The 26541-nt window shown below is 69.1% G+C and carries 34 protein-coding genes, 1 tRNA gene and 2 pseudogenes; 21 read left to right on the top strand and 16 right to left on the bottom strand.

Going from position 1 to position 26541, the window contains the following annotated elements:
- Window positions 1–196: pseudogene (locus tag QQJ79_RS02735) on the top strand (MotE family protein); the annotation flags it as partial.
- Here QQJ79_RS02735 and QQJ79_RS02740 read toward each other — a convergent pair.
- Complete coding sequence (locus QQJ79_RS02740) at window positions 193–570, bottom strand: hypothetical protein (protein ID WP_284220880.1); 378 nt, start codon at window positions 568–570, stop codon at window positions 193–195. The pseudogene QQJ79_RS02735 and the gene QQJ79_RS02740 overlap by 4 nt on opposite strands.
- Before the next feature lie 131 nt (window positions 571–701).
- On the opposite strand from QQJ79_RS02740, the pseudogene QQJ79_RS02745 reads away from it, so the two are divergent.
- Together QQJ79_RS02745 and QQJ79_RS02750 are read left to right on the top strand one after the other, a co-directional pair.
- A pseudogene (locus tag QQJ79_RS02745) lies at window positions 702–890 on the top strand (glutathione S-transferase family protein); the annotation flags it as partial.
- Between the two features lie 99 nt (window positions 891–989).
- Window positions 990–1322 (top strand): glutathione S-transferase family protein, encoded by a 333-nt coding sequence (locus tag QQJ79_RS02750; protein ID WP_284221001.1) that lies wholly within the window; start codon window positions 990–992, stop codon window positions 1320–1322.
- On the opposite strand, the gene QQJ79_RS02755 is transcribed toward QQJ79_RS02750, so the two are convergent.
- A complete protein-coding gene (locus tag QQJ79_RS02755; RefSeq protein ID WP_284220881.1) occupies window positions 1319–1558 on the bottom strand; it encodes a zinc-finger domain-containing protein in 240 nt (79 codons plus the stop codon). The genes QQJ79_RS02750 and QQJ79_RS02755 overlap by 4 nt on opposite strands.
- 62 nt (window positions 1559–1620) lie before the next feature.
- Complete coding sequence (locus QQJ79_RS02760; protein ID WP_284220883.1) at window positions 1621–1875, bottom strand: hypothetical protein; 255 nt, start codon at window positions 1873–1875, stop codon at window positions 1621–1623.
- A gap of 167 nt (window positions 1876–2042) precedes the next feature.
- On the opposite strand from QQJ79_RS02760, the gene QQJ79_RS02765 reads away from it, so the two are divergent.
- Together QQJ79_RS02765 and QQJ79_RS02770 are read left to right on the top strand one after the other, a co-directional pair.
- On the top strand, window positions 2043–3017 hold the full coding sequence (locus QQJ79_RS02765; protein ID WP_284220884.1) for an ABC transporter ATP-binding protein: 975 nt from the start codon (window positions 2043–2045) through the stop codon (window positions 3015–3017).
- A gap of 174 nt (window positions 3018–3191) precedes the next feature.
- Window positions 3192–3479: a YkvA family protein gene (locus QQJ79_RS02770; protein ID WP_431307565.1), complete on the top strand. Its 288-nt coding sequence runs from the start codon at window positions 3192–3194 to the stop codon at window positions 3477–3479.
- Between the two features lie 23 nt (window positions 3480–3502).
- Here QQJ79_RS02770 and QQJ79_RS02775 read toward each other — a convergent pair whose 3' ends face one another.
- From QQJ79_RS02775 to QQJ79_RS02790, 4 genes are read right to left on the bottom strand one after another with little or no spacing between them, the layout of a single operon-like run.
- Complete coding sequence (locus QQJ79_RS02775) at window positions 3503–3877, bottom strand: Tat pathway signal protein (protein ID WP_284220885.1); 375 nt, start codon at window positions 3875–3877, stop codon at window positions 3503–3505.
- 34 nt (window positions 3878–3911) lie between these two features.
- Entirely contained in the window at window positions 3912–4907 is a 996-nt protein-coding gene (bioB, locus tag QQJ79_RS02780; RefSeq protein ID WP_284220886.1) for a biotin synthase BioB, read from the bottom strand.
- 41 nt (window positions 4908–4948) lie between these two features.
- Window positions 4949–6277 (bottom strand): amidohydrolase family protein, encoded by a 1329-nt coding sequence (locus QQJ79_RS02785; RefSeq protein WP_284220889.1) that lies wholly within the window; start codon window positions 6275–6277, stop codon window positions 4949–4951.
- A 39-nt stretch (window positions 6278–6316) separates the two neighbouring features.
- Window positions 6317–7246: an aspartyl protease family protein gene (locus tag QQJ79_RS02790; protein ID WP_284220892.1), complete on the bottom strand. Its 930-nt coding sequence runs from the start codon at window positions 7244–7246 to the stop codon at window positions 6317–6319.
- Between the two features lie 149 nt (window positions 7247–7395).
- Between QQJ79_RS02790 and ahcY the strand changes: the two genes are divergently transcribed.
- The 3 genes from ahcY (at window position 7396) to QQJ79_RS02805 (ending at window position 9720) form a co-directional block, all read left to right on the top strand.
- A complete protein-coding gene (gene ahcY, locus QQJ79_RS02795; protein ID WP_284220894.1) occupies window positions 7396–8787 on the top strand; it encodes an adenosylhomocysteinase in 1392 nt (463 codons plus the stop codon).
- 133 nt (window positions 8788–8920) lie between these two features.
- The gene (locus tag QQJ79_RS02800) at window positions 8921–9127 is read left to right on the top strand and encodes a twin transmembrane helix small protein (protein ID WP_284220896.1); all 207 of its coding nucleotides are present in this window, start codon (window positions 8921–8923) and stop codon (window positions 9125–9127) included.
- 20 nt (window positions 9128–9147) lie between these two features.
- The gene (locus QQJ79_RS02805) at window positions 9148–9720 is read left to right on the top strand and encodes a cob(I)yrinic acid a,c-diamide adenosyltransferase (protein ID WP_284220897.1); all 573 of its coding nucleotides are present in this window, start codon (window positions 9148–9150) and stop codon (window positions 9718–9720) included.
- A 60-nt stretch (window positions 9721–9780) separates the two neighbouring features.
- Here the strand turns inward: QQJ79_RS02805 and QQJ79_RS02810 are convergent, their stop codons facing one another.
- Window positions 9781–10113, bottom strand: a complete 333-nt coding sequence (locus QQJ79_RS02810) for a hypothetical protein (protein ID WP_284220899.1) — start codon at window positions 10111–10113, stop codon at window positions 9781–9783.
- Between the two features lie 122 nt (window positions 10114–10235).
- Here QQJ79_RS02810 and QQJ79_RS02815 point away from each other — a divergent pair, with 122 nt between their 5' ends.
- Complete coding sequence (locus tag QQJ79_RS02815) at window positions 10236–11000, top strand: electron transfer flavoprotein subunit beta/FixA family protein (protein WP_284220901.1); 765 nt, start codon at window positions 10236–10238, stop codon at window positions 10998–11000.
- On the top strand, window positions 11000–11929 hold the full coding sequence (locus tag QQJ79_RS02820) for an electron transfer flavoprotein subunit alpha/FixB family protein (protein WP_284220903.1): 930 nt from the start codon (window positions 11000–11002) through the stop codon (window positions 11927–11929). The genes QQJ79_RS02815 and QQJ79_RS02820 overlap by 1 nt, the downstream gene beginning before the upstream one ends.
- A gap of 168 nt (window positions 11930–12097) precedes the next feature.
- Here QQJ79_RS02820 and QQJ79_RS02825 read toward each other — a convergent pair whose 3' ends face one another.
- Complete coding sequence (locus QQJ79_RS02825) at window positions 12098–12598, bottom strand: hypothetical protein (protein WP_284220905.1); 501 nt, start codon at window positions 12596–12598, stop codon at window positions 12098–12100.
- On the opposite strand from QQJ79_RS02825, the gene QQJ79_RS02830 reads away from it, so the two are divergent.
- The 5 genes from QQJ79_RS02830 to arfB all read left to right on the top strand — a co-directional run bounded on the left by QQJ79_RS02830 (window position 12591) and on the right by arfB (window position 16800).
- Window positions 12591–12869 carry a DUF167 family protein gene (locus QQJ79_RS02830; RefSeq protein WP_284220907.1) on the top strand — a complete coding sequence of 93 codons (279 nt, stop codon included), beginning with the start codon at window positions 12591–12593 and terminating at the stop codon, window positions 12867–12869. The genes QQJ79_RS02825 and QQJ79_RS02830 overlap by 8 nt on opposite strands.
- A 94-nt stretch (window positions 12870–12963) precedes the next feature.
- On the top strand, window positions 12964–14463 hold the full coding sequence (locus tag QQJ79_RS02835; RefSeq protein WP_284220909.1) for an amidohydrolase: 1500 nt from the start codon (window positions 12964–12966) through the stop codon (window positions 14461–14463).
- Window positions 14463–15812, top strand: coding sequence for an amidohydrolase family protein (locus QQJ79_RS02840; RefSeq protein ID WP_284220910.1), 1350 nt, complete (start codon window positions 14463–14465; stop codon window positions 15810–15812). Before QQJ79_RS02835 ends, QQJ79_RS02840 begins: the two co-directional genes overlap by 1 nt.
- A gap of 116 nt (window positions 15813–15928) precedes the next feature.
- Window positions 15929–16399 (top strand): YaiI/YqxD family protein, encoded by a 471-nt coding sequence (locus QQJ79_RS02845; RefSeq protein WP_284220912.1) that lies wholly within the window; start codon window positions 15929–15931, stop codon window positions 16397–16399.
- Complete coding sequence (arfB, locus tag QQJ79_RS02850) at window positions 16396–16800, top strand: alternative ribosome rescue aminoacyl-tRNA hydrolase ArfB (RefSeq protein ID WP_284220913.1); 405 nt, start codon at window positions 16396–16398, stop codon at window positions 16798–16800. The genes QQJ79_RS02845 and arfB overlap by 4 nt, the downstream gene beginning before the upstream one ends.
- Window positions 16801–16804: 4 nt before the next feature.
- Here arfB and QQJ79_RS02855 read toward each other — a convergent pair whose 3' ends face one another.
- The 4 genes from QQJ79_RS02855 to QQJ79_RS02870 all read right to left on the bottom strand — a co-directional run bounded on the left by QQJ79_RS02855 (window position 16805) and on the right by QQJ79_RS02870 (window position 20388).
- Window positions 16805–17242 carry a hypothetical protein gene (locus QQJ79_RS02855; protein ID WP_284220915.1) on the bottom strand — a complete coding sequence of 146 codons (438 nt, stop codon included), beginning with the start codon at window positions 17240–17242 and terminating at the stop codon, window positions 16805–16807.
- A gap of 22 nt (window positions 17243–17264) precedes the next feature.
- Entirely contained in the window at window positions 17265–18860 is a 1596-nt protein-coding gene (gene ubiB, locus QQJ79_RS02860; protein ID WP_284220917.1) for a 2-polyprenylphenol 6-hydroxylase, read from the bottom strand.
- Window positions 18848–19624, bottom strand: coding sequence for a class I SAM-dependent methyltransferase (locus QQJ79_RS02865; RefSeq protein ID WP_284220919.1), 777 nt, complete (start codon window positions 19622–19624; stop codon window positions 18848–18850). The genes ubiB and QQJ79_RS02865 overlap by 13 nt, the downstream gene beginning before the upstream one ends.
- 65 nt (window positions 19625–19689) lie before the next feature.
- A complete protein-coding gene (locus tag QQJ79_RS02870; protein ID WP_284221002.1) occupies window positions 19690–20388 on the bottom strand; it encodes a Crp/Fnr family transcriptional regulator in 699 nt (232 codons plus the stop codon).
- A gap of 124 nt (window positions 20389–20512) precedes the next feature.
- Here QQJ79_RS02870 and QQJ79_RS02875 point away from each other — a divergent pair, with 124 nt between their 5' ends.
- Together QQJ79_RS02875 and QQJ79_RS02880 are read left to right on the top strand one after the other, a co-directional pair.
- Entirely contained in the window at window positions 20513–20812 is a 300-nt protein-coding gene (locus tag QQJ79_RS02875; protein ID WP_284220923.1) for a 4a-hydroxytetrahydrobiopterin dehydratase, read from the top strand.
- Window positions 20812–21603, top strand: coding sequence for an SDR family oxidoreductase (locus QQJ79_RS02880; RefSeq protein ID WP_284220925.1), 792 nt, complete (start codon window positions 20812–20814; stop codon window positions 21601–21603). Before QQJ79_RS02875 ends, QQJ79_RS02880 begins: the two co-directional genes overlap by 1 nt.
- 122 nt (window positions 21604–21725) lie before the next feature.
- On the opposite strand, the gene QQJ79_RS02885 is transcribed toward QQJ79_RS02880, so the two are convergent.
- On the bottom strand, window positions 21726–23012 hold the full coding sequence (locus QQJ79_RS02885) for a DUF885 domain-containing protein (protein WP_284220926.1): 1287 nt from the start codon (window positions 23010–23012) through the stop codon (window positions 21726–21728).
- Between the two features lie 175 nt (window positions 23013–23187).
- On the opposite strand from QQJ79_RS02885, the gene QQJ79_RS02890 reads away from it, so the two are divergent.
- From QQJ79_RS02890 to QQJ79_RS02905, 4 genes are all read left to right on the top strand, one after another.
- Window positions 23188–23264, top strand: a tRNA-Arg gene (locus QQJ79_RS02890).
- 84 nt (window positions 23265–23348) lie between these two features.
- Window positions 23349–23696 (top strand): acyl-CoA thioesterase, encoded by a 348-nt coding sequence (locus QQJ79_RS02895; RefSeq protein ID WP_284221003.1) that lies wholly within the window; start codon window positions 23349–23351, stop codon window positions 23694–23696.
- A 57-nt stretch (window positions 23697–23753) separates the two neighbouring features.
- A complete protein-coding gene (locus tag QQJ79_RS02900; RefSeq protein ID WP_284220927.1) occupies window positions 23754–24344 on the top strand; it encodes a peptide deformylase in 591 nt (196 codons plus the stop codon).
- On the top strand, window positions 24344–24583 hold the full coding sequence (locus QQJ79_RS02905) for a hypothetical protein (RefSeq protein ID WP_284220928.1): 240 nt from the start codon (window positions 24344–24346) through the stop codon (window positions 24581–24583). The genes QQJ79_RS02900 and QQJ79_RS02905 overlap by 1 nt, the downstream gene beginning before the upstream one ends.
- Before the next feature lie 15 nt (window positions 24584–24598).
- On the opposite strand, the gene QQJ79_RS02910 is transcribed toward QQJ79_RS02905, so the two are convergent.
- Window positions 24599–25522 (bottom strand): dienelactone hydrolase family protein, encoded by a 924-nt coding sequence (locus tag QQJ79_RS02910; RefSeq protein WP_284220929.1) that lies wholly within the window; start codon window positions 25520–25522, stop codon window positions 24599–24601.
- A gap of 143 nt (window positions 25523–25665) precedes the next feature.
- Window positions 25666–26439, bottom strand: a complete 774-nt coding sequence (locus tag QQJ79_RS02915) for a helix-turn-helix domain-containing protein (protein ID WP_284220931.1) — start codon at window positions 26437–26439, stop codon at window positions 25666–25668.
- Window positions 26440–26541: the final 102 nt, after the last annotated feature.

Below are 26541 nucleotides of genomic sequence, written 5' to 3' on the forward strand. Positions count from 1 at the left end.
GCGAACGCCCCCGTCCCCCACGGCCCGGCCGGCTTCACCTCCGCCCGAGGTGGTCGCCCCGCCGCCGGCGGTCGCTGCCGCGCCCCTGATCGAGATTGTTCCCGCGCCGGTCCCCGGCCCGGCCCCGACCGAGGCCGAGCGACCTTCGACCGACCCCGATGCGCCGATCGCGACGCGGCCGCAGCCGCTCGGCTAACGGATAACGGCGTAGCCGCGTTCGACCAGGCGTCGCAGGCCCTCATAGGCCTCGGCCAGCTCTTCATAAGCGGCGCGCGCCGAGGCCAGTCGCGCGATCTGGTCCGGGGTCGAGGGCGCGCCCGATTCCGACTGGCGAAGGCTTTCGGCCACCCATTTGGCCCGCGCCGTCGCCGTCAGCACAGCCAGCCTCTGGAACATGGACGCGTCCAGTTTCGGCAGCATCTGGCCGATGACCTCGCGGTTGGCCACGAACGCCGAATAGTCGATCTGTTCGAGCAGGCCGCGCAGCCGCCGCTGTTCGTGGGGATCGGTGTCCTGGGGCTCGAAATGGTCGCGCTGGCGGCGATAGCTGGACGTCTGGATGGTCGACATGGGCTGTCTTCCGAATTGGAGCGGGTTCGAGGGTGCGCTCCCCGCCTTAACGAGGGGTTGCGAGGCCGCACAAGACGCGCGAGCCTCGGCTGATGTCCCTGATCCTCTAGTCCCATCCCTACGCGGCCTATGGCCAGAAGGCCTCCGTCGCCCTGTACGAGCTCGGCCTGCCGTTCGAGCTGAAGCTGGTCGAGGCCGCGAACGAGGCCGTGATGGCCCAGTTCCGCGCCCTGTCGCCCTTCGCCAAAATGCCCACCCTCGTCGATACGACGACGGGCGAGACCCTCTACGAATCCACCATCGTCATCGAGCACCTCGACCGCCTGGCCGGCGCCGGGCGGCTGATCCCCGCCGAGCCCGGAGCGGCGCTGGAGGCGCGTCTGGTCGACCGGATGGTCGACACCTACGCCGGCGGGCCGATGAACCGCATCATCCCGCGCAAATTCCGCCCGGCCGGCCATGAGGACCCCTTCGGCGACGCCCAGGACGCGGAAATCCTGGCCGGGGCGTGGGACTGGTTGGAGGCTCGGCTGGCCGACGGGCGGACCTGGGGCGCGGGCGAGACCTTCACCCTCGCGGACTGCGGCGCCGCCCCGATCCTCACCTATGCGCGGCGGCTGGTCCCGTTCGGCGACCGGCCGCGCCTGCGGGCCTGGCACCAGCGCCTCATGGCGCGGCCTTCGTTCGTGCGGGCTCTGGAAGACGCAGCGCCGTTCGGCGACCTGATGCCGGCGCCGCCCGCCGAGGACTAGTGGGCTTCAGGCGGCCGTGCGGCGGGGCTGAGGTATTCATTCTCGGGCTTCGGATGGGCGTCCAGCACGAAGCGGCGGTCGCAATAGGCGCATTCGACGAAGTCGTCCCCGCCCATGTCCATATAGACCAGCGGATGGCCCAGGGCCCCGCCGCCGCCGTCGCAGGCCACGCGTTTGGTCGGGACCACGATGGCTTCCGGCGGCGGAATGATCGCATCGGCGTGGCGCGGCGGCATGGACGACCCTGACTGGTGGCGGCGGACAACGGCCGACTCCCTAGAAGCCCGGGCGCGCGGCGTCAAACCATCCGGGGCTTGCGGCGGAAGACCCGGTCGAAGAAGGCCTTGCGCTTGCGGAACAGGGACCAGCCGAGACAGCCCGCGGCGACCCACAGACCGATCTCGCCGATCACCGCGGCCGGGCCGCCGATCAGCATCGTCTCCCGCAGGGCGATCTCGCCCATCCGGTTCAGCACCACCACGGCCGTGAAGGCCCCATAGCCGAGAAGACAGAAGGCGAAGGCTGTCCAGCCGATCATCTTCGTGCGGGTCATTGCGGTCGCTCCGTCAAGCAAGCTGTTCATAATGACAAGCGTGCTAGACATTTTATTGAGTCATGTCAAGCGTCATTGACACTTCGGGACAGCGTCGCCCGGCGGGGCCTTGGCGACGGCGGACGGCGCGCCTACCTAGGCCGGTCCCGACGATCGAAAGCCGCCGCATGTCCGAAGCCGCCGCCCTGCCTGACAACGCCATCGAGGTGCGGGGACTGGAAAAGACCTATGCGGGTTCGAAGAAGGCGCCGCCCAAGGTCGCCCTGCGCGGCGTCGACCTGGTCATTCCGCGCGGCTCGATGTTCGGCCTGCTGGGCCCCAACGGCGCCGGCAAGTCGACCCTGATCAACATCCTCGCCGGGGTGGTCAACAAGACCGGCGGCACGGCCGAGATCTGGGGCCGCGACATCGACAAACAGCCGCGCGACGCCCGCGCCGCCCTCGGCGTGGTGCCGCAGGAGATCGTCGCCGACGTCTTCTTCACCCCGCGCGAGGCGCTCGAGGTCCAGGCCGGCTTCTATGGCGTGCCGGCCAACGAGCGCCGCTCCGACGAACTGCTGGCCGCCCTCGGCCTCAGCGACAAGGCCCACGCCTATGTCCGCGCCCTGTCCGGCGGCATGAAGCGTCGTCTGATGGTGGCCAAGGCGCTGGTGCACAATCCGCCCATCCTGATCCTCGACGAGCCCACCGCCGGGGTCGACGTCGAGCTGCGCCGCCAGCTGTGGGACTACGTCCGCCGCCTCAACGCCGAGGGCGTGACCATCCTGCTGACCACCCACTACCTCGAAGAGGCGCAGGAGCTCTGCGACACCATCGCCATCATGAACCGCGGCGAGGTCGTGGCCTGCGAGCCCACGCCCCAGTTGCTGCGCCGTCTGGACACCCGCAACGTCGTGGTCACCCCCGAGGGCGCGCTGGACGGCCTGCCGAAACTCAAGGGATTCGAGGCCGTGGCCCGGCCCAACGGGGCCTTCGCCGTCACCTATAAAAAGGGCCAGTCCTCGGTCGAACAGGTGCTGGCCGCCGTGCGCGCGGCGGGCGTGACCATCGCCGACATCGTCACCGAGGACCCGGATCTTGAGGACGTCTTCCTGGCGTTGACCTACGGGGACACAAGTCAGGTGAGCCCGACGAAGGACTGAGTCGCGCGGGAGGCGGCGCATCGCCTGTCCTTCGGGTAAGGGGCCTCCCGACCGGTTGCTGGCGCTTTGGGAGAGACAGGCTTGGACATCGGCGAGCGGCTGACAGCCTGGGCCAGGAGCCTGAAGCGTGACGTGGCGGCTCTCTGGATCGCCGCCAGAAGCCCGCGAACGCCCATGGCCGCGAAGATCGTGGCCGGCGCGGTCGCGGCCTACGCCCTCAGCCCGATCGACCTCATCCCCGATTTCATCCCTGTCCTGGGCTATCTGGACGACATCATCCTCGTGCCGCTCGGGATCGCCCTCGCCGTCCGGATGATCCCTGCAGCCCTGATGGCGGAGTTCCGCGCCGAAGCCGTGTCCATGGACAGGCGCCCCAGCCGCTGGGCGGCGGCGTTCATCGTGGGGCTTTGGTTTTGCGGGCTCGGGGCCGGGGTCCTGTGGTTCTGGGGAAGGAGTCGCTGACCGCCCATGGCGGTCGCTCGCCCCTAGACGACCATCACCGTCCCGATGAGCAGCCGGGCGCCGGCCCGCCCCATCACCGTATTGGTCGCGGCCTGGAGCTGGGCCACCAGTCGTTCGACGTCCGGCGGCGTCCCGGGCAACAGCGCATTGGCCGACTGCTGCACCACCGCCGCATAGGCGGCCCGCAGGCGCGGGGCCGACTGGGCGACGCGGGTGCGGAGGGCGGCGTCGGGGGTATCGACCCCGGTCTCGACCGTCATCACGCCCAGCCGACCGCCGGGCCGCCTGACATTGGCGGTGATGGTCGGCAGCCGCAGATAGGTCGCCTGGGCCGCGCCTCCGCCGCCGCTGGTCCTGAGCGGCTGGGTCTTCAATCCGAGAAGGGCGCGACGTTCCATGGGCCGACGCTAGCGTCCGGCGCTTAAGACGTGGTTACGCCGCCGCCTCGACCGCGACCGGCTCCATCGGCTTGAGGTCCAGCAGGGCGAACAGGGCGGCGTCCTCGTCCTGTTCCGGATTGGGCGTGGTCAGCAGCTTGCCGCCGACGAAGATGGAGTTGGCGCCGGCGAGGAAGCACAGGGCCTGCATCTCGGCGCTCATCGTCTCGCGCCCGGCCGACAGTCGCACCATGGCCTTCGGGCAGACGATCCGCGCCACGGCGACGGTGCGGACGAATTCGATCGGATCGATCTCGCCCTCCCGCTTCACCCGGTCGCCCAACGGCGTGCCGGTGACCGGCACCAGGGCGTTGACCGGCAGGCTGTCCGGATGGACCGGCAGGGTCGCCAGCGCGTGCAGCAGGCTGGCCCGGTCGCGCCGCGCCTCGCCCATGCCGACGATGCCCCCGCAGCAGGTGCTCATGCCCGCCTCGCGCACATGCTGCAGCGTATCCAGCCGGTCCTGATAGGTCCGCGTCGTCACGACCTGGGCGTAGTACTCCGGGCCGGTGTCGAGGTTGTGGTTGTAGTAGTCGAGACCGGCCGCCTTCAGCTGCCGCGCCTGGTCGGCGGACAGCATGCCGAGCGTGGCGCACGTCTCCAGCCCGAGGGCCTTCACCCCCGCGATCATGGTCGCCAGCTTCGGCGTGTCGCGGTCCTTGAGCTCACGCCAGGCCGCCCCCATGCAGAAGCGGCTGGCCCCGCCGGCCTTGGCCGCCATGGCCTCGGCGATGACGGCGGTCGCGTCCATCAGCTTCTCGGCCTTCAGGCCGGTGTCGAAACTGGCCGACTGCGAGCAGTAGCCGCAGTTCTCGGCGCAGCCGCCGGTCTTGATCGACAGCAGCTGACTCTTCTGCACTTCCGACGGATCGAACCACGCCCGGTGCACGGTCGCGGCGTCATAGACGAGGTCCATGAACGGCCGGGCGAAGAGTCCCTCGACCTCGTCCAGGGTCCAGTCGTGGCGGGGCGTCGAGAGGTCACGGGTCATGGGCGCCTGCTTAGCGCCGCCGCAGCCGCCCGCCAAGCCGCCTACTCCTCGTCGCGATAGACCCGTCCGTCGCGCATGACGAAGTCCATGGAAGTCAGAACCGACACATCGGTCAGCGGGTCGCCGTCGACAGCGATGATGTCAGCGCGCTTGCCGGGCTCGAGCGTCCCGATCTCCGCGGACAGGCCGAGCAGGTCGGCCGCGTTCACCGTCGCCGCCTGGATCGCGCTCATCGGCGTCATGCCGTTGGCGACCATCAGGGCGAACTCATCGGCGTTGCGGCCATGCTTCGACACGCCCGCATCGGTGCCGAAGGCGATCCTCACCCCCGCCGGGACCGCCCGCTGAAGCGACTGGCCGGTGATCGAGATGCGCCACTGGATCTTGGGCAGGACCTCCGGCGAATAGGCGTTCGGATCAGCGGCCAGACGCTCGATATAGCCGTTCACCGTCGACAGGGTCGGGACATAGTAGGCGCCCGACTGACGGAACAGGCGAAGCGTCTCGTCGTCGAAAATGGTGCCGTGCTCGATGGAATCGGCGCCCAGACGCAGCGCCATATTGATCCCGTCCGCGCCGTGGGCGTGGACCGCGACCTTGAGTCCGTACAGGTGCGCCGTCTCGATCAGGGCGCGGGCCTCGTCCTCGAACATCTGGGCGCCCAGACCGGCGCCGATGCGGCTGTTGACCCCGCCGGTGGTGGCGATCTTGATCACCCGGGCCCCGCGTCCGACCTGGATCCGCACCGCCTCCCGGCAGCTCTCCGGGCCGTTGCAGACGTTGTCGTGCGGAATGGTCTCGCGCAGGTCGTCATTGAACCCCAGCCGCCCGTCCATATGGCCGGAGGTGGTCGAGATGCTCTCGCCCGAATCGATGATGCGCGGCCCCGGCAGGCGGTGGGCGGCGGTGGCGTCCGCCAGCGCCAGGGTCACCCCGCCCTCGTCGCCGAGGTTCCGCACTGTGGTGAAGCCCGCCATCAGCGTCTTCTGCGCATTCTCCGCCGCGCGATAGGCATGGGTCGGCAGGTTCTCGGTGACGCCGGACAGAAATCCCGCCTGGCCGCCGAGATCGGAGACCAGATGCACATGGCTGTCGATCAGGCCCGGCAGGACGAAACGGTCGCGCTGGTCGATGACGGTCGCGCCGGGGAAGGCGGCGGCGTCCACGAAACCGTCGCGGATCTCGACGATCCGGCCGTCGCGCACCACCACGGTCGAGGGTCCGCGCGGCGCCTGACCCGGACGATCCAGCAGCCGTCCCGCCTGGATCAGGGTGACGGGGCCGGCGCTCGCCGGAGCGGCTTCCTGGGCGAGACCCGCGCCGCCCATTGTCAGCGCCGCCAGCGCGCCTGCGATCATTGCTTTCATCATGGTCTCCCCGGAATTACGCCAGATAGACACAAATCGCGTTCAGGGGTCCAGCAGCAGTTCGCCGCGCCGCAGGTCGATGGTCACCGTCTGGAAAAGCCCCAGCAGGTCCACGCCCAGAAGCATCGCGGGCTCATCGGCCAGGCCCCAGACGGCGAAGGTGTGCAGGTCGCCGACCAGAACCGGAATCCGCGTCAGCTGCACCCCGCCGAGCTGGAGCTCGGGCAACAGCATGGCCTGGGTCAAGGCCCCGCTCCCTGTCGGCGACAGAACGCGGCTCAGGCTCGATCCGTCGGGAAGGATGAGCGGCTGGGCGTTGGCGTGAACGGCGAGGGCGGAGTTGATGATCGTCATCTTGGCGCCGGTGTCGACGATGACCTTGCAGGGGGTGGCCCGCGCGATCGCGTCGATCAGCAGCAGCCCGTTGAACCGCTGCCGCCCCGCCGCCCGCGCCCGCGCGTCCAGGTTCAGGCCGTCGAGGGCGCGCTCGCGGCCTCGTCGCGGAAGGGTGACATTGACCCGGGTGCGGCCCCTGAAATTGAGCACCAGTCTCAGACCGGCCAGAAGGTCCGTCCCCAACAGCCCGTCCAGCCCGTCCATGTTCGCGCGGCCCGCGACCACCAGCCTGGCGTCGCGCACATCCAGCGCCCCGGTGCGCAGCCGGGCCGCCCGGACGGTCGGAGCCTGCTCCTGCGCCACCACCGTGTGCATCGTCACCTCGCCCGCATCGGCCAGGCCGAGGCTGACGGCCAGATCCTGCGCAATGACCGAGGCGTTGGCGGCGCTGTCGATGGCGAACGCATAGGGGCCCTGATCATGGATCATGACCGGAACGGTCAGCAGGCCCCGTTGCTGGCTGCTCGTCGCGAAGGCGAGCGCCTCCTGCGCCCGGGCGGGCGCCGGGCGTCCGAGGGCCGCCGTCAACAGCCCTGCCAGGGCCGCCGCCCGACGGGTCATCTCTCCGCTCGGCATGGTTCGCTCCTCGCGGCGAGGGTGACACGAAACGCCGGGACGCACGAGACGGCGCGACAAACACATAAAGATATCCTTATGTGTTTCTTGCCCCCGCGCCGCGACCGGTCTATAGGCCGCGCGAACACTCTCCCGGAAAGCCCCGCTCCATGACCGACTACATCGTCCGCGACATCTCGCTTGCCCCCTTCGGCAACAAGGAAATCGCCATCGCCGAGACCGAAATGCCGGGCCTGATGGCGCTGCGCGAGGAGTTCGGGCCGCAACAGATCCTCAAGGGGGCCCGCATCGCCGGCTCGCTGCACATGACGATCCAGACCGCCGTCCTGATCCAGACGCTGGAAGCCCTCGGCGCCGAGGTCCGCTGGGCCTCCTGCAACATCTTCTCGACCCAGGACCACGCCGCGGCCGCCATCGCCGCCAACGGCACCCCGGTGTTCGCCACCAAGGGCGAGACGCTGGAAGAGTACTGGGACTACGCCCACAAGATCTTCGAATGGGCCGACGGCGGCTATCCGAACCTGATCCTCGACGACGGCGGCGACGCCACCCTGCTGTGCGTCCTCGGCCCCAAGGCCGAGAAGGACCTGTCGCTGCTCGACAACCCCCAGAACGAGGAAGAGGAAGCCCTCTACAAGGTGATGAAGCGCTACATCGCCGAGAAGCCCGGCTTCTACTCCGCCATCCGCGACGCCATCGGCGGCGTGTCGGAAGAGACCACCACCGGCGTCCACCGCCTGTACGAAATGGCCAAGAAGGGCGACCTGCCGTTCCCGGCCATCAACGTCAACGACAGCGTCACCAAGTCCAAGTTCGACAACCTGTACGGCTGCCGTGAGAGCCTCGTCGACGCCATCCGCCGCGGCACCGACGTCATGCTGTCGGGCAAGGTCGCCGTGGTCTGCGGCTACGGCGACGTCGGCAAGGGCTCGGCCGCCTCGCTGCGCCAGGGCGGCGCCCGGGTGAAGGTCACCGAGGTCGATCCCATCTGCGCCCTGCAGGCGGCGATGGAAGGCTATGAGGTCGTCACCGTCGAGGACGTGGCCCACGAGGCCGACATCTTCGTCACCGCCACCGGCAACAAGGACGTCCTGACCGTCGATCACATGCGGGCGATGAAGAACAACGCCATCGTCTGCAACATCGGTCACTTCGACTCGGAGATTCAGGTCGCCGGCCTGAAGAATTTCAAGTGGGACGAGATCAAGCCTCAGGTCCACCATGTGGAATTCCCGGACGGCAAGAAGATCATCCTGCTGTCGGAAGGCCGTCTGGTGAACCTGGGCAACGCCACGGGCCACCCCTCCTTCGTGATGAGCGCCAGCTTCACCAACCAGACGCTGGCCCAGATCGAACTGTGGACCAACGCCAAATCCTACGAGAACCAGGTCTACGTCCTGCCGAAACACCTGGATGAAAAGGTCGCCACGCTCCACCTGGCCAAGCTGGGCGCCAAGCTGACGACCCTGTCGAAGGAACAGGCCGACTACATCTCGGTCCCGACCAGCGGCCCGTTCAAGCCGGACCACTACCGCTACTAGGCCGAGGCGGATCAGAACATCGAAGGGGGTCGGCATCTTCCGGATGCCGACCCTTTTTTTGGCGCGCTCGATCATGGCGCACTGCGGCGTCGCCGCACTGGCCTCGCCCCGCGACCGCGCCTAGATTGCCGCCATGGGCGACATCATCAACATCCTCATTCTCGTTGCGATCCTGGCGGTGACCGTCACCCTGGGGTTCGGCATCTATTCCCTGCACAGGGGCGGCGACCAGGATCGGTCGCGCTCCAACAAGCTGATGCGGCTGAGGGTCGGGCTTCAGGCCGTGGCGATCGTGCTGCTGTGCGTCGGCATGTGGTGGAAGTCCACGCATGCCGGTTAGCGGCTTGGGGAGCTGAGCCTGTGGTGGTCCTGAACCGCATCTATACGAAGACCGGCGACGGCGGTCAGACGCGGCTGGCGTCGGGGGCGACGGTGTCCAAGAGCGACCGCCGGGTCGAGGCCTACGGGGCCGTGGATGAGCTGAACAGCGTCCTGGGCGTCGCCCGGCTGCATTCCGGCCAGAACGACCGCATCGACGCCATGCTCGGCCGCATCCAGAACGAACTGTTCGACCTCGGCGCCGACCTCGCCACCCCGCTGGATCCGCCGCCGAAATGGGAGGCCCTGCGCATCATCGACAGCCAGGTCGAACGGCTCGAGACCGAGATCGACTGGATGAACGAGAGCCTGAAGGAACTGGACAGCTTCATCCTGCCGGGCGGCTCTCCCCTGTCGGCGCATCTGCATCTGGCCCGCACCGTCGCCCGTCGGGCCGAGCGCGAGGCCGTGCGGCTGATCGAAGCGGGCGAGGCGGTGACGCCGGAGGCGATCCGCTACCTCAACCGGTTGTCGGACCACCTGTTCGTCGCCGCCCGCCGGGCCAACGCCAACGGCGCCGACGACGTCAAATGGAAGCCGGGCGCGACGCGCTAGAGCGAAATCGGTCTTGGAGGACGCAGTCCGCCCAGGCTCAGATTTTGCGCCGCCATGATGTTATTGCGCCGCCAGGGCTATGCGCTGGCGTTCTGCGTCGGCGTCACGGGCCCGCTGCCGGGCGGCCAGGGAGTCCTCGATGGCCACCAGTTCGCGGTTCTTCTCCGCCGAGGCCGCGGCGCGTTCGCCGGGGTTGGGCCGGCCGGTGATCTCGGCGATGGAGATCGGCCGGCCGCATTCCTTGCCCTCGGGGTCCCACCACCCGCCGCCCGCCTCGCAGCGATCGCCCGGGGCCACGACCAGCCGCTCATAGGCGAACATCCCGGCCATGAGCACGGCGAAGATCGACAGGAACAGGACGCTGAGCCGTTTCATGGTCAGGAGGCGATGCATGGAAGCGTTCCGAGGCTGGGCGAGACGGACGATCCGGTCCGTTGACGCGGCGTTACGTTGACAGGCCGGGTGAGGCGTACCATTCCCTCACCCAACATTCCGGCGCTTTCGTGGATAGCACAATGAAGGTTCTCGTCCCCGTCAAACGGGTGATCGACTACAACGTCAAGGCTCGCGTCAAGGCGGACCAGACCGGCGTTGATCTCGCCAACGTCAAGATGAGCATGAATCCCTTCGACGAGATCGCCGTCGAAGAGGCCGTGCGCATGAAGGAGGGCAAGGAGCACCACGCCGCCGGCACGGCGACCGAGATCGTGGTCGTCTCCATCGGCGTGACCCAGGCCCAGGAGACCATCCGCACCGCCCTGGCCATGGGCGCGGACCGCGGCCTGCTGATCCAGTCCGACGCCGACCTCGAGCCCCTCGCCGTCGCAAAGCTGCTCAAGGCCGTGGTCGATGAGGAGAAGCCGGACCTGGTTCTGCTCGGCAAACAGTCTATCGACGGCGACAACAACGCCGTCGGCCAGATGCTGGCGGCCCTGCTCGACTGGCCCCAGGCCACCTTCGCCGGCAAGATCATCATCGGCGGCGGCAAGGCGACCGTGACCCGCGAGGTCGACGGCGGCCTGCAGACCCTGGCCGCTTCCCTGCCGGCCGTGGTCTCGGTGGACCTGCGCCTCAACACCCCGCGCTACGCCTCCCTGCCCAACATCATGAAGGCCAAGAAGAAGGAGATCGCGGTCAAGGCGGTCGCCGACTACGGCGTCGACACGGCGCCGCGCCTGACGGTCAAGAAGGTCACGGCCCCGCCGACACGCTCCGCCGGGATCAAGGTGGCGGACGCCGCCGAACTGGTTGCGAAACTCAAGACCGCGGGGGTCCTGTAATGGCCGTTCTCGTTATCGCCGACCGCGACGGCGACGCCGTCCGCGACACCACCCACAAGACCGTCACCGCCGCCCTGAAGCTGTCGGGCGACGTCGACATCCTGGTCATCGGCCAGGGTTCGAAGGCCGCGGCCGACGCCGCCGCGAAGATCGCCGGCGTACGCAAGGTCCTGCTCGCCGAAAGCGCCGGTCTGGGTCACCAGCTGGCCGAAGCCGTCGAGGCGACCGTCGTCGGCCTCGCCGGCGGCTATGACGCCATCCTCTCGCCGGCCACCACCGACGGCAAGAATTTCATGCCGCGCATCGCCGCGAAGCTGGATGTCGCCCCGATCTCGGACATCATCGAGGTCGTGTCGAACGACACCTTCGTGCGCCCGATCTACGCCGGCAACGCGCTGGAGACGGTGCAGTCGTCCGACGCCAAGAAGGTCATCACCGTGCGTCCGACCAGCTTCGACGCCGCGGCCGAAGGCGGCTCGGCCAAGGTCGAGACCGTCGCGGGCGCCGACGCCGGCAAATCGGCCTTCGTCAGCGAGGAGATGGTCAAGTCGGACCGTCCGGAACTGGGCGCGGCGAAGATCGTCGTCTCCGGCGGCCGGGCCCTCGGTTCGGCGGAAGAGTTCCACGCCGTCATGGACCCGCTGGCCGACCGCCTCGGCGCCGCCGTGGGCGCCTCGCGCGCCGCCGTCGACGCCGGCTACGCCCCCAACGACTATCAGGTCGGCCAGACCGGCAAGGTTGTCGCCCCGGCCCTCTACATCGCCATCGGCATCTCGGGCGCCATCCAGCACCTCGCCGGGATGAAGGACTCCAAGATCATCGTCGCCATCAACAAGGACGCCGACGCCCCGATCTTCCAGGTCGCCGACTACGGCATCGTCGGCGACTACAAGACGGTCGTGCCGGAGCTGATGAAGGCGCTGGGGTAGAGTCCAGCCGGCGACAAATCCGTTGTCATCCCGGACGCCTCAAGGCGGCGATCCGGGGCGCCAGAGGACACTCACCTGATCCTCCCGGAAGCGGCTTCAGCCGCTGTCCGGGAGACACGTCAGGGCAAGTGCGACTGTCGCCCAGGCTGGACGAGCCGCGGGTTCGCCCTATTTCTGGTCCCGGATAAGAATCGGGGCCTGCCAGGCATGGATATGCATGAGTTCTTGCATCGCCGCGTTCCGTGGCGAGTGGCACGTCTCTACTATCGTGCGTGCGCTCATTTGCGCCGTCTGGGCCGCCTTCTTCGGTACCGGCGAATGCCACGGGGCGGCTGGGGCAAGGGCTGGCGGGTGCTGGTCTTCCGCTACGCACACAAGCCCCGGCGGCAGCTCCATGTTCTGGCGCCCGTCGACGGGGACGAATTCGACTGGGAAGTCTTGCGGCTTCATGTCCGGGGCGAGCCCTGGCCCCGGCATACGCACGAGGCCGGACAGCAGACGGGCGTGATGGGCCGGGCCGGTCACCACACCTGTGTGGTCACGGAAGAGTTCGGCGCCCAGCGACTCTCGATGGGAAAGCTTGTACCCGGCGAATTCGGCGGCGGGGTCGACGTGGGGTTCGTTCTCATCGATGTCCGGGACGCAGCCATATGAGACGACCGTGGCCAATCTCGCCGTTCGCCTGACCCCCGGCGCCGCCGCCGACCGCATCGACGGTTGGGACGTCGACGTCGAGGGCCGCCCTGTCCTCAAGGTCCGCGTGCGCGCCCGGCCCATCGAGGGCGAGGCCAATGAGGCCCTGATCAAGCTGATCGCCAAAACTCTCTGCGTGCCGAAATCCGCGGTGGCGATTCAGCGCGGCGGCCAGTCGCGGACCAAGATCCTGGTCGTCGCGGGCCTGTCCGAAGACGAAGCGAAGGCGCGCCTTACCGGTTTGTAATGTTTCCGGCTTTGACGGATCACCCCGGAGGCTTTTGTAATCCGCCCCGACCTGCGCCCCACCCTTCACGACGGGCGCTTCCGGGGAGCGTCCGATGAGATTCCACGCCTTGCGGGGCGCCAGCCTCGCCACCCTCGCCTGCGTGCTGGCGGGTTCACTGGCCCTGTCGGCCTGCGCCACGACCGGCGACGGCGACGAGACCCCCGCGGCCGACGGCTCGTCCGACGCCGAGGCCCGCGAGCCCCTGGCCCGCGGGCTGGACGTCGCGGACGTTCCCGACCCCTTCCCCTCGACCTATCGCGGCCTGCCGCGCGAGAACATGGCCATCGTCGGCGGTACGGTCTTCACCGGCGCCGGCCAGAAGATCGAGAACGGCGTGGTCATCGTCACCGACGGCAAGGTGGCCGCGGTCGGCGACGCCTCCACCCCCGTGCCCGCCGGCTATCGCGTCGTCGACGCCCGCGGCCGGTTCGTGACCCCGGGCATCATCGACGTCCACTCGCACCTCGGCGTCTATCCCTCGCCCGGCGTCTCGGGGATGAGCGACGGCAATGAGGCGACCAACCCCAACACCGCCCAGGTCTGGGCCGAGCATTCGCTCTGGCCCCAGGACCCCGGCTTCAACGCCGCCCGCGCCGGCGGCGTGACGACCCTCCAGATCCTGCCCGGCTCGGCCAATCTGTTCGGCGGCCGCGGCGTCACCGTGCGCAACGTGCCGTCGGTGACCATGCAGGGCATGAAGATGCCCGGCGCCCCCTACGGCCTGAAGATGGCCTGCGGCGAGAACCCCTCGCGCGTCTACGGCGGCCGCAACACCTCGCCGGCCACCGGCATGGGCAATGTCGCCGGCTATCGCGCGGCCTTCATCGCCGCCCGTGAATACAAGGCCAAATGGGACAAGTGGCGCGAGGACGGCGAGGGCTCGCCCCCGACCCGCAACCTGCAGCTCGAGACCCTGGTCGGGGTGCTGGACGGCTCGGTGCTGGTCCAGAATCACTGCTACCGCGCCGACGAGATGGCGGTGATGATCGATATCGCCAAGGAGTTCGGCTACCGCATCACCGCCTTCCACCACGCCATCGAGGCCTACAAGGTCGCGCCCCTGCTGGCCCGCGAGGGCATCTGCGCCGACATGTGGACCGGCTGGTGGGGCTTCAAGATGGAGGCGCTCGACGGGGTCGAGGCCAACGCCGCCCTGGTCGATGCGCCCCAAGGCTCCTGCGCCGTCATCCACTCCGACGACGCCGAACTGACCCAGCGGCTGAACCAGGAGGCCGCGGCCGCCCTCGCCGCCGGCCGCCGCATCGGCATGAACATCTCCGAGGAGCGGGCGATCAGCTGGATCACCCTCAACCCCGCCCGTTCGCTCGGCATCGCCGACCAGACCGGTTCGCTCGAGGCCGGCAAGCGCGCCGATGTGGTGATCTGGAGCGCCAATCCGTTCAGCGTCTACGCCCGCGCCGACCAGGTCTTCATCGACGGCGCCCTGACCTTCGACCGGATGAACCCGGCCTATCAGCCCCTGTCCGACTATGAACTGGGCCAGCCCGGCTTCGGCCTGCCGGCCGCCAACGTCCTGCAGGGAGCCCGCTGATGCGCCTCAAGAGCCTCATCCTCGGCGCCGTCTGCCTGGCCGCCGTCGCCACCCCCGCCCTCGCCCAGACCCTGACCGCCATCACCGGCGGCCGGGTGCTGACCGGAACCTCGGTGATCGAGAACGGCACCGTGGTCATCCAGAACGGCCGGGTCGTCTCGGTCGGGACCGGCGCAGCCCCCGCCGGCGCCCGCGTCATCGACGCCCGCGGCAAGGTCGTCACCCCCGGCCTGGTCGCGGTCGACAGCGGCCTCGGCGGTTCGGAGATCTCCTCCGTCGCCGGCTCGGACGACCTGTCCAACGGGGCCAACTCCATCAGCGCCTCGTTCGATGTCAGCTACGGCCTCGATCCCTGGTCCTTCACCCTGCCGGTGGCCCGTCTCGGCGGCATCACCCGCGCCATCGTCGTGCCCAGCCATGCGGGCGGCGGCGGCGGCGGTCATCGCCATGACGACAGCGATTTCGCCGGCGTCGGCGACGGCGGTCTGCAATCGCCCGGCCTGTTCGCCGGTCAGGCGGCCATCATCCATCTGGCCGCCGGGACCGACATCCTGGTCAAGCCGCGCGTGGCCATGGTCGCTCCGTTCGGCGAGGCCGGGGCCGGCATCGCCGGCGGCGCCCGCGGGGCCCAGTTCACCCAGTTCAAGGAAACCCTGGCCGAGGTCCGCCTCTACGCCCGCAACCGCGGCGCCTATGACCGGGCGGGCCTGCGCGACCTCAGCCTGTCGCGGGCCGATCTCGAGGCCCTGATCCCCGTCGCCAACGGGACCATGCCCCTGATCGTCACCGTGCGCCGCGCCGCCGACATCCAGCAGGTGCTGCGCCTCGCCCGCGAGGAAGGCGTCCGGATCATCCTCGACGGCGCCGAGGAAGGCTGGCTGGTCGCCGACCAGATCGCGGCGGCTGATGTCCCCGTCCTGCTGAACCCCATCTCCAACCTGCCGGGCAATCTCGAGACCCGGGCGGTCCGGATGCAGAACGCCGCGGCGCTCGACGCCGCGGGGGTGATCATCGCCATCAAGGGCAATGACGGCTCCCACCGGGTGCGCGAGACCCGCTACAACGCCGGCAACGCCGTCTCTCACGGCCTGTCCTATGAGTCGGCGATCGAGGCGATCACGGTCAATCCGGCCCGCATCTTCGGCATGGCCGGCCAGTTCGGCGAACTGCGCGCCGGCGCGGCGGCCGACGTCGTGGTCTGGTCCGGCGACCCGCTGGAGCCGCTCAGCAACGCCGAGACCATCTTCATCGGCGGCGCCGAACAGGCCCCGACCAGCCGCCAGTTCCTGCTCCGCGACCGCTACCGCGACGGCGGCGAAGGGGCGATGCCGCCGGCTTACAGCCGGTAGGGTGTCGGGTATGGGGTGCGGGGTGTAGGGAAAGGCGGTCAGGTTTTACGGACAACATGCTCGGGGTATGAGCGGGCTGTCTTCCTAACCCCCACACCCCACACCCCACCCTGCCCATGACCGCGTCCGCCCTTCCCCGCCTCTTCATCGACGCCGACGCCTGTCCGGTGAAGGACGAGGTCTATCGCGTCGCGGCCCGCTACGGCCTGCATGTGTTCGTGGTCTCCAACAGCTGGATCAACACCCCGCGCGAAAAGTGGATCGAACAGGTCGTGGTCGACGCCGGCCCCGATATCGCTGACGACTGGATCGCCGAGCGGGCGGGACCGGGCGACATCGTCATCACCGCCGACATCCCCCTGGCCGACCGCTGCCTCAAGGCCGGCGCCCAGGCGCTGAAGGCCAATGGCCAGCCCTTCACCCCGGACTCGATCGGCTCGGCCCTGGCCGGACGGATGGTCGGCGAGCATCTGCGCTCGATGGGGGTGGCCACCTCGGGCCCGCCGCCGTTCGGGCCGAAGGATCGCTCGGCCTTCCTGCAGGCGCTGGACCAGGCCGTGGTGCGGGCGAAACGTGTGGTCCGGTGACCGTCATCCCCGAAAGCGAGCTGGAGTTCCGCTTCTTCCGCGCCGGCGGGCCGGGCGGGCAGAACGTCAACAAGGTCTCGACCGCGGTGCAGATGCGTTTCGACGCCCGCAACTCGCCGTCGCTGACGGAGCCGGTTCGGGCGCGGCTGATGAAGCTGGCGGGCAGCCGGCTGACGCTGGACGGGGTCATCCTGATCACCGCCGTCCGCTATCGCACCCAGGAGCGCAACCGCGCCGACGCCATCGAACGGCTGCAGGGTCTGGTCGACAAGGCCTCGATCGCCCCGGTCTATCGCGTGCCGACGAAGCCGACGCGCGCCTCGAAGGAGCGGCGGCTGGAAGGCAAGGCCAAACGCTCGACGATCAAGAGCGGGCGCGCGCGGCCCGGGGGCGACGACTGACGGCCTATTCCGCCGGGCGGAACAGCAGGGCGGCGACCTTGTCGGCCTCATTGAAGCCGATCACCCACTGGGTCGCGGCGTTGGCGAAGATCACGGCGAACAGGTCCGCGCCATTCTGATTGCCGACGAAGTCGACCGCCTGCACCGGACCGAAGCCCGCGATCAGGGGCTGGATCGCGGCCTCCTGCTCACGCACCCGGGCGGCCAAATCGTCGCTCATCAACGAATAGTCGATCGTGCCCGCCTGGGCCCCGGCGATGATCTCGCGCAGCACGTCTTCGGCCCGGGGATTGGCGGGCGTCGGAGCCGCCGCAAGAACCGGGGCGGCGCGCGCGGCTGTGGCGGGGGCGTCGAAACTGTTGGGCATCGATGCGGCGGCGACCTGGGCCTGGGCCGCGGCGGGAAGGAGCAGGAGGGCGGCGGCGATCAAAAGCGGCTTCATGGGGTCGTCTCCAATACTGGGATCAGACGATGGCGGGCCAAAGCGACAGAACAAGGGCGGCCGCGGCCGCCGACATTGCAAGCGTGACACAGACAATTACCCAGGCCGGCGTGTGCGCCTCGCGGATGACGACGGTCTGCGGCTGCGGCGGGTTCTGCGCCAGCCGGGCCAGCGCCTTCAGGGTGGCGCGAATTTCCTCGATGGCGTCACGGACCTGGGCCTGCGGCCCCAGTTCGCGGCGGATCCAGCGCTCGACCACCGGACTGGCCGCGGCCCAGAGGTCGTGATCCGGGTTCAAACGCCGCGCCACGCCCTCGACCGAGACCATGGTCTTCTGCAGCAGGATCAGTTCGGGGCGCAGGTGCATGTCGAACAGGTCGGTGATCTCGAACAGCTGGCCCAGCAGCCGGCCCATGGACACCTGGGACGCCGCCTTGCCGATGACCGGCTCGCCGACCGCGCGCAGGGCCTGGGCGAAGGCCTCGACCGAATGTTCGGGCGGCACATAGCCGGCCTCGAAATGCACGCGGCTGATGCGGTCGTAGTCGCGGCTCAGGAAACCCCAGAGGATCTCGGCCAGATAGCGCCGCTCGGCCGGGCCCAGCCGCCCGACGATGCCGAAGTCGATCGCCGTCAGCTCCGCCGGCGCATGGCAGAACAGGTTCCCCTCATGCAGGTCGGCGTGGAAGGTCCCGTGGTCCAGCGCCTGGGTCAGGAAGGCGCGGACGACGTTGTCGGCCAGGGCGTTCCTGTCCAGCCCCGGCTGGTCGGCGGCCGCCGGATCGGTCATGGCCATGCCGGGCGCCCATTCGAGCGTCAGCACCCGCTTGCCGACCCCGTCCCAGATCACCGCCGGCGCGGTCATATGGCCGCCGGCCGCGGCGTCCCTGTCCATGATGTCCTTGAGTTCGGAGGCGGCGGCGGCCTCGAGCCGCATATCCAGCTCCAGCCGCAGGGTGCGGGCCACCGTCTCGACGAAGGCCAGCGGTTCCAGCCGCCGGGCCACAGGCACGAAACGCACGGCCAGCCGCGCGGCCAGCCGCATCGAATCCAGTCCCTGGGCCACGCGGCGTTCGACGCCGGGACGCAGCACCTTGACCGCCACCTTGCGGCCGTCGGCCAGCCAGGCCGGATGGGCCTGGGCCAGCGAGGCCGCCGCGACCGGCGGGCCGAAATCGGTGAACAGGGCTTCGACCGGCCGGCCCAGCGACCGCTCGACCTCCCGCCGGGCCTCCTCGACGGAAAAGGGCTCCAGGGCGTCTTTCAGGCGTCCGAGGTCGCGCGCGAACTCGATGCCGAAGATGTCGGCGCGGGTGGCCAGCACCTGACCCAGCTTGATCGCCACCGGCCCCAGATGCTCGAACGCCTTGCCCAGCCGCTGGCCGGGGCGGCCGTCGCGGCCTTCCTTGCCGGCGAAGGCGTGCAGCAGATGCGCCAGCCAGCGGATCCAGACCGGCAGCAGGGGGGTGATCTCCCGCGGCGCGAGGGCGTCGTGGCGCACCAGCACCCAGCCCCAGCCCAGCAGGCGCAGGGTCGCCTCGACCGGGCGCCGTACGGGCTCGGCCAGCGGCGGCGGGGGCGCGGTCTTGTAGTCGGCGGGACTGGTCAGATCGCCCACCCGTGATGGATGGCGGCGACCCCGCCCGACAGATTGGTCACGGTCACGCGGCTGAAGCCGGCGTCCTCGATCATGCCCTTGAAGGTCGTCTGGTCGGGGAAGCGGCGAATGCTCTCGACCAGATACTGGTAGCTGTCCCGGTCGCCCGCGACCCAGCCGCCGATGCGCGGAATGGCGTGGAAGGACCAGGCGTCGTAGGCCTTGCGGATCGCCGAGGCGGTGGGCCGCGAAAACTCCAGACACAGGAACCGCCCGCCGGGCTTCAGAACGCGCCGAGCCTCGCGCAGGGCCTGCGGAATGTCGGCCACATTGCGGATACCGAAACTGATCGAATAGGCGTCGACCGAGGCGTCCGGCAGCGGCAGGGCCATGGCGTCGCCGACCGACCACGACATCTCCGGCTCGCCGCCCTTGTGCACGCCGGCCATGATCATCTCGGCGTTGTAGTCCAGCACGATGACCGAGGCGTCGTCTCCGCCCCGCCGCTCCTGCGCCGCCCGCGCCATCTTCGCATAGCGCCGCGCCATGTCGCCGGTGCCGCCGGCGACGTCCAGAATGGTCTCGCCCGGCCGCGGGTTCAGCTTCGCCGCCGCCGCATCCTTCCAGAGCCGGTGCACGCCCCCGCTCATCAGGTCGTTCATCAGGTCGTAGCTGGAGGCCACGCTGTCGAACACGCCACGCACCAGTTGCACCTTCTCCGTCGCATCGACATCGCGAAAGCCGAAGGAGGAGGTCTTGCCGGTCGAGGCGGAGGCGTGGGTCATGGGCGCGGTCTAGCGCGTCGCCGTCCCGCCGTCACCGGGCCGCGTGGTCGCGGTCGCGGGCGCCGTCAGTGAACCCCTGTCCGGGGACGCGGCACGCCGAGGTCCTTCATCAGGCTGCGGATCGCGCCGTAGCAACCGCAGGCGGCGGCCTCCAGCGCCTTGCGGTCGGTGACCTCGACCCATCCGCGGCCGCGGCGGATCAGCCCCTTGTCGACCAGCAGGGTTCCCACTTCCGACACCGTGGCGCGGCGCACGCCCAGCATTCCGGCGATATCGGCCTGGGTCAGGTCGAACCGGTCGCTCTCGGCGCGATCGTGGATGGTCAGCAGCCAGCGCGCCAGCCGTTCGTCCAGCCGGTGCTGGGCGTTGCAGGCCGCGGTCTGCTGGACCTGGGCGAACAGGCTCTCGGTGAATTTGGCCAACGCCGTCCGCATCGCCTCGCTCTCGTGCAGGGCGTCGGCGAAGACGTCCGAGGGACAGCAGGCCGACACGCCCTCGACCTGGGCGATGGCCCGGCTGGCGGCGCGGGCGTTCATCGGCCCGCAGGTGACGCCGACCAGACCCTCGCGGCCGATGGCGGCGGTCTCGATCATCCGGTCGTCGTCCAGAATGGTCATCAGCGACACCACCCCGCTCATCGGGAACCAGACCTCCTCGACCGCCTCGCCGGCGTCGTACAGCATCTGGCCCTGCTCGAAGGGCCGCTCATGCAGATGGGGTTCGATCCTCCGCCGGTCGGCGGGAGCAAGGGCGGCGATCCACATATTGTCCAAGGTCGACTCCCGGCGTGAATGGTGACGCTGGGTAACGCCAAAGCTTGACCGCGCGTTCCGTACAGCTTGTGGACCCCCGGCGGGCGCGATACGGCGGAGGGAACAGGAGGACGCCATGGCCGACCGGATTGACGTTACGGAAGCTCTGAAGGACCTGCCGCTGTGGGGCGCCCACGGCGGCGACCGGCCCGCCATCGTGCGCAATCTGGCCTTCGCCGACTTCAACGCCGCCTTCGGCTTCATGACCCGCGTCGCCCTTCTGGCCGACAAGGTCGATCATCACCCCGAGTGGTCGAACGTCTACAATCGGGTCGAGGTCCTGTTGACCACCCACGACGCCGGCGGCGTGACCGACAGGGATATCCGGATGGCCCGCTTCATCGACGAGGCGGCCGGCGCGATGGGAGCGAAATGATGACGGGCAAGGCGGGACGGGTCGCGGGCAAACAGGCCCTGATCACCGGCGCGGCCGGCGGTCTGGGCGAGGCCATGGCCTGGATGCTGGCGCGCGAGGGGGCGAAGGTCGCGGTCACCGACGTCAATCTGGCGGGCGTCCAGGCCCTCGCCGACGCGATCAACGCCGAGCTGCCCGGCTCCGCCTTCGCCTTCCGGCACGACGTCGCGAGGGAAGACCAGTGGGTCTCGGTCATCGACGGCGCCGTCCAGGCGATGGGCGGCCTGTCCATCCTCGTCAACAACGCCGGCGTCGGCGACGTCCTGGCCTTCGTCGAGCAGGATACGGTCGCGTGCTGGCAGCGTCAGTTCGAGATCAACCTGCTGTCGATCATGCTGGGCTGCAAACACGCCATGCCCCACCTGCGCGCCTCTGCGCCCGCCTCGATCATCAACATCTCCTCGATCGCCGGTCTCGCCGCCGCCCCGGGCATGGGCGCCTACAACGCCACCAAGGCGGGCGTCTGGATGTATTCCAAGACCGTCGCCCTCGAGGCGGCCAAGATGGACTGGAACGTCCGCTGCAACTCGGTCCATCCGGTCTTCATCAAGACCCCGATCCTCGACCCGTTCATCGCCATGGCCGGCGGCGACGAGGCCAAGGCCCACGAACGCCTCAGCCGCGGCATCCCGCTCAAGCGGATCGGCGAGCCTGACGACGTGGCGTACTGCGTCCTCTACCTCGCCTCGGACGAATCCAAATTCGTCACCGGCGCCGAGTTCAAGATCGACGGGGGAATGACGGCGCAGTGAGCGAGTGGCTAGTGGCTAGTGGCTAGTGATTGCCGCTTCTCTGGCGGCGGAAGGGCGGCGCGGTCCGCGCCGTCGCACCAGCGCCGGCCAGCCACTAACCACTAGCCACTGACCACTTCTTCTCAGTCCAGGTCCGCCGGCAGGATCTGGCTCGACAGCAGCCGTTCCATCCCCTCCCACCGGTCCGGCCCCTGCCGTTCGACCCAGGCCTGCACCACGTCGCGGCCGAGGCCGTAGTTGATGATGTAGCTGCGGTAGGTGTCGATGAAACGGAGCCGCTGGGTCGCCTTGGCCTCGTCGGCGAGGGTGTATTTCATCAGCCGCCGGATCGCCTCGGCCCGCTCGATCCGCCCCGCCAGCCAGTCGTCGGCGATCGTGTACTCCGCCCGCGCCAGACGCCGCTGCAGCGCGCCCAGCTGCGCCTTCTTCGCCGCCGTCGCCGGATCGAGGCCGGCGAGCGGGAACAGCACGTCACGCTCGAAGCGCGTGCCCTCCTCGCCCGGGAAGGCCAGGTCGATGCCGTAGTTGGCGCTGCCCTCGGCCACGAAGGACATGGGCGAGAACAGCGGATAGACGCTCATCTCGACCCAGCCGCGCTCGCGCACGAAGGTCTGTTCCAGCAGGGCGTTGTAGACGTGGTGGCCCGGATAGGCCTCGTGGCAGCCCAGATCGATGGCGCGCTCGGTATAGATCGGGAAGTCGGCGTTGATCTCGATCCGGCTGGCCGCGCCGCCGAGATAGTAGTTGTAGCCCGACCACGGCTTGTCGCCGACGAAGCTCAGCGTGAACCGTTCGTTGGCCGGCAGGGCGATGTGGCGCACCGTGCGGGCCCGGCATTCGGCGATGGCGGCGTCCATCACGGCCTGCAGCCGGTCCCGGGGGATCACATAGTGCGACTTGAAGGCCGTGACCCGCTCGGTCAGCGTGCCCTCGCCCGGCAGCAGGGCGTCGATCTCGGCCAGGACGGGGTCGAAGCTCTCCAGCGGCCGGAGCTCGGGCCGGATGCCGAACAGGGCCTCGGCCTCGTCGGCGAAGCCCATCTTTTCGCCCGACAGCATCCGCAGGCGGGCCGAGGCCGCCGAGACATGGGCCAGCAGATAGGCCTTGCGCTGGGCCACGGCCGGTTCCGCCCCGCGGGTCGAGACCGCGTTCAGTCGTTCGGTCAGGCCGGCGGCCCCCTGGATCAGCTGCGGCACGGTGCGCGGACTGGCCTTGGCCGCCTCCTGCCATTCGGCCGGGCCATAGTAGGCGTCGACATAGCCGGGCTCGCGCTCGCCGATCTCGAGGATCAGGGCGACATAGTCGCGTGCGATCGCGTCCAGACTGTCGCCCGAGGGATCGGCGACGGGCGCCGGCTGGGTGGCGCAGGCCCCCAGAAACATCAGCAGGGCAAGCAGAAAGGCGCGCATCGGGACCTCCATCTTCGAAGCGAAGCGCACGCTAGATCACGATACGCCGGCCCGAACCTTACAAATCGTCCAGAATGGCCCGGGGTTCACCGGAGCGTTCAGCGCCGGCGCATTCGGGATTGAGGGCGGGCCGCTCCTGCTGTAAGGCCCTTCGTCCGGCGTTTCGCCGTCAGACGCACCCGTAGCTCAGCTGGATAGAGTACTGCCCTCCGAAGGCAGGGGTCACAGGTTCGAATCCTGTCGGGTGCGCCATCTTCCTTCCCACGACCGGAGCCGCGCGTGACCGACGCCCTTCCGACCGCGCCAGCCGGCCAGCCCGTCGGGCGCGTCATCGCCATGCCGGCGGACACCAATCCCGAGGGCGACATCTTCGGCGGCTGGCTGCTGGCCCATATGGATCTCGCCGGCGCGACGCCGGCCTTCGAACTGGCCCAGGGCCGCTGCGTCACCATCGCGCTCGACGGCATGGTCTTCCATCAGCCCGTCTCGGTCGGCGACGAGGTCTCGATCTACGCCCGCGTGCTCAAGACCGGCCGGACCTCGGTCCGCGTCCATGTCGAGGCCTGGAAACGGCCCCGAAACCACGCCCAGGCCGCCTCTGTGCGGGTGACCGAGGGAGTCTTCACCTATGTGGCCATCGATCAGGACCGCAAGCCGAGGCTGCTGCCCGAGGCCGCCGCATAACCCAGTGCGACAGTGGGAAATCTTGACCTTTGGCCTCCGCGCCCCTACCTCGCGGGCATGGCCGTCCGTCGCATCCTCACCATCGACAACGCCGCCGACCTGGCGGTGCTGAAGCAGATCTCCGCCCCCGTCGAAGGGCCGGTGACCGATGAGCTGCGCCGTCTGATGGATGACATGCTCGACACCATGTACGACGCGCCCGGCATCGGCCTGGCCGCGGTCCAGATCGGCGACACGCGCCGGGTCATCGTCATGGACCTGAACGATCGCGACGGCGTCGCCGACGATCAGGACCCCGCCGAACTGTCGGACGAGGACCGGGCCAAATGGGAGCGCGCGCGCCGCAACCCGCGCTATTACGTCAACCCCGAGATCGTCTGGGCCTCCGACGAGCTGTTCACCTATGAGGAGGGCTGCCTGTCGGTCCCCGAATATTACGACAGCGTCGAACGCCCCGCCCGGGTCCGCCTGCGCTACATCAACTATGCCGGCGAGACGGTCGAGGAAGAGGCCGAGGGCCTCTACGCCGTCTGCATCCAGCACGAGATGGACCACCTCGAAGGCGTCCTGTTCATCGACCACCTGTCCCGGCTGAAGCGCGAGCGCGCCGTGGCCAAGGTCAAGAAGAACGCAAGGCTGGCCGCCTGATGGCCCGGATCGCCACACGCCTGAAGCGCGGCCGCGACCGGATCATCGACCCCCAGGGCCGTCGGCGCCTGACCCGCAATGAAAAGGTCGGCATCGGCAGCCTCGCGGTCCTGCTCGGCGTCGCCGCGGCCGGCGTGATCGCGGGCGTGCTCATCGACCGCCTGCTCGATTTCGACGACGTCCTCGACGCCGGCGGCGAATGGGACGAGGGCGGCGGGGTGCATACCCGCTGGGAGTAGACCCCAAGGCCTGCGTCAGGCGGCAGCGGCCACGCGGGTGTGTTCGTTGAACCATTCCAAGGTCCGCGCCCAGGCCTGGGCCGCCGTGACCGGATTGTACCGTTCGGGCGTGGCGTCATTGAAGAAACCGTGGACGGAGTCGGGCCACAGGTGGCCCTCGTGGCGGACATTGTGGCGAGCCAGTTCGGCCACCTGCGCCGGATAGTCGGCGGCCAGCCGGGAATCGAGCGCCCCGTGATGGATCAGGATGGCGGCGCGAATATTCGCCACCGCGTCAGGCGGCGTGGCGGCTCCGTAGAAGGGCGCCGCCGCGGCCAGTTCCGGGCCCAGAATGCCGGCCAGCGCATTGGCCTGCGCCCCGCCGAAACAGAAGCCGGTCGCCGCGATCCTGCCGTTGCAGTCCGGTCGCGCCTTCAGCCAGCGGGCGGCCGCGACCAGATCCTGGGTCATCTTCGCGCGGTCCAGCGAGGCGAACAGCTGCCCGCCCCGGTAGTCGTCGCCGGGATAGCCGCCGACTGACGTCAGGGTGTCCGGGGCGAAGGCCATGAAGTTCGCGAGGGCGAAGCGACGCGCCACATCCTCGGTATGGGGATTGAGCCCCCGGTTTTCGTGAATGACGATGACGCCCGGCAGCCGGGCGGGCGTGGCGCTGCGCGAGTCCGCGCTGAAGGGGCGAACCAGATAGCCCCGGATGAAGCCGTGGCCGTCCGGCGAGGGCACGGTGACATAGGAGGCCCGTATCCGTTCGTCGTCCTTCTGCACCTGCTGGCCCAGGGCGTAGTTCGGCATCAGGGCCTCGACGATCGCGGTCGCGGTCAGCCCGCCCACGGCATAGCGACCGACCCCGCGCATGAAGGCGCGGCGCCCGATCTCGCCATGGATGAAGCGCGTGTAGAGGTCGATCGCCGGCGCCGGGATCTTCCTGTGATCGTCCGTCATGGCCGGCGCCCCTGTTCCACAGCCCCTCGCGACCGGGGTCCGGGCAATGTGCACCATGGTTCAGCGGACGACCACTGCGGCAAAACGGATGCGCGCCCCGTCGACTCTTCGGGCGTCCTCAGCGGACAAGAACCAACGCGGACCTAGCCGGCGGCGGATACGATCAGGCGCGGCATGATCACGAACCGATAGGGTGTGCCCTCCACCGAATACTCAAAGGAGGGGGTGAGCTCGAGCCTGGACATCATCGACATTTCCTTTGCGGGTTGCCACGCATTGTCCTGGAACACCTGCATCGTCGCGGACGTGTAGAATTCGCCGTCCGGGTTCCGCTCTCCGGTGAGCAGGCTCACGCGCATGAGGCCGGGGATTTCGACCTGAACCCACCGTCCGAACTGGCTGGCGACCGTCGGGGCGGCGAGCAGGTCGTCGCCCGCGCTGAAATGCACCTGATAGACCAGGTCCGGAGGACCGGACGCCGCCGCCTCCGGGGCGCCGTCGGGGGCTCTCGTGCCGGCTTGCTCAGCCTGGCCGGGCACGCTGCTCTGGTAGGCGAGTACGCCGGCCGCGATCAGTACGCCGAAAATCATCATCGTTCTCCCGTTGATCAGGGTCATGACCGGGCCCAACGACAGGCCCGGCTGTGATCTCCGGTGATCGGGGACCGCCGGGTTTTCAACGCCGAATAAATTGTCCCGAACTTCTTGTGACGGAACCGGCGTTTCGCCCAGGACCAGACGGGCGAGTTCGCGACTGCTGGATGCGCCCGTCTTGCGACGGGCCGACCGCAGGTGTTCGTTGACGACGTTCGCTGAAAGCGACCGGATTCTGGCGATCGTCTTCGCCGTATGCCCCCGGGCGAGAAGCATCAGGATGTCTCGCTCACGGTCGGACAGGCGATCAAGCGAATGAATCATGGTGGCTGCCGTGGACCCTCGGGGGCCTCATCATTGAGCATCGAAGGGGGCCGCTCAATGAGACGCGCCGGTCGCAGGGCTCCGATTTTTTTGTGAGGCGAA

The sequence above is a fragment of the Brevundimonas denitrificans genome (assembly GCF_030160755.1).
GTDB lineage: Bacteria > Pseudomonadota > Alphaproteobacteria > Caulobacterales > Caulobacteraceae > Brevundimonas > Brevundimonas denitrificans.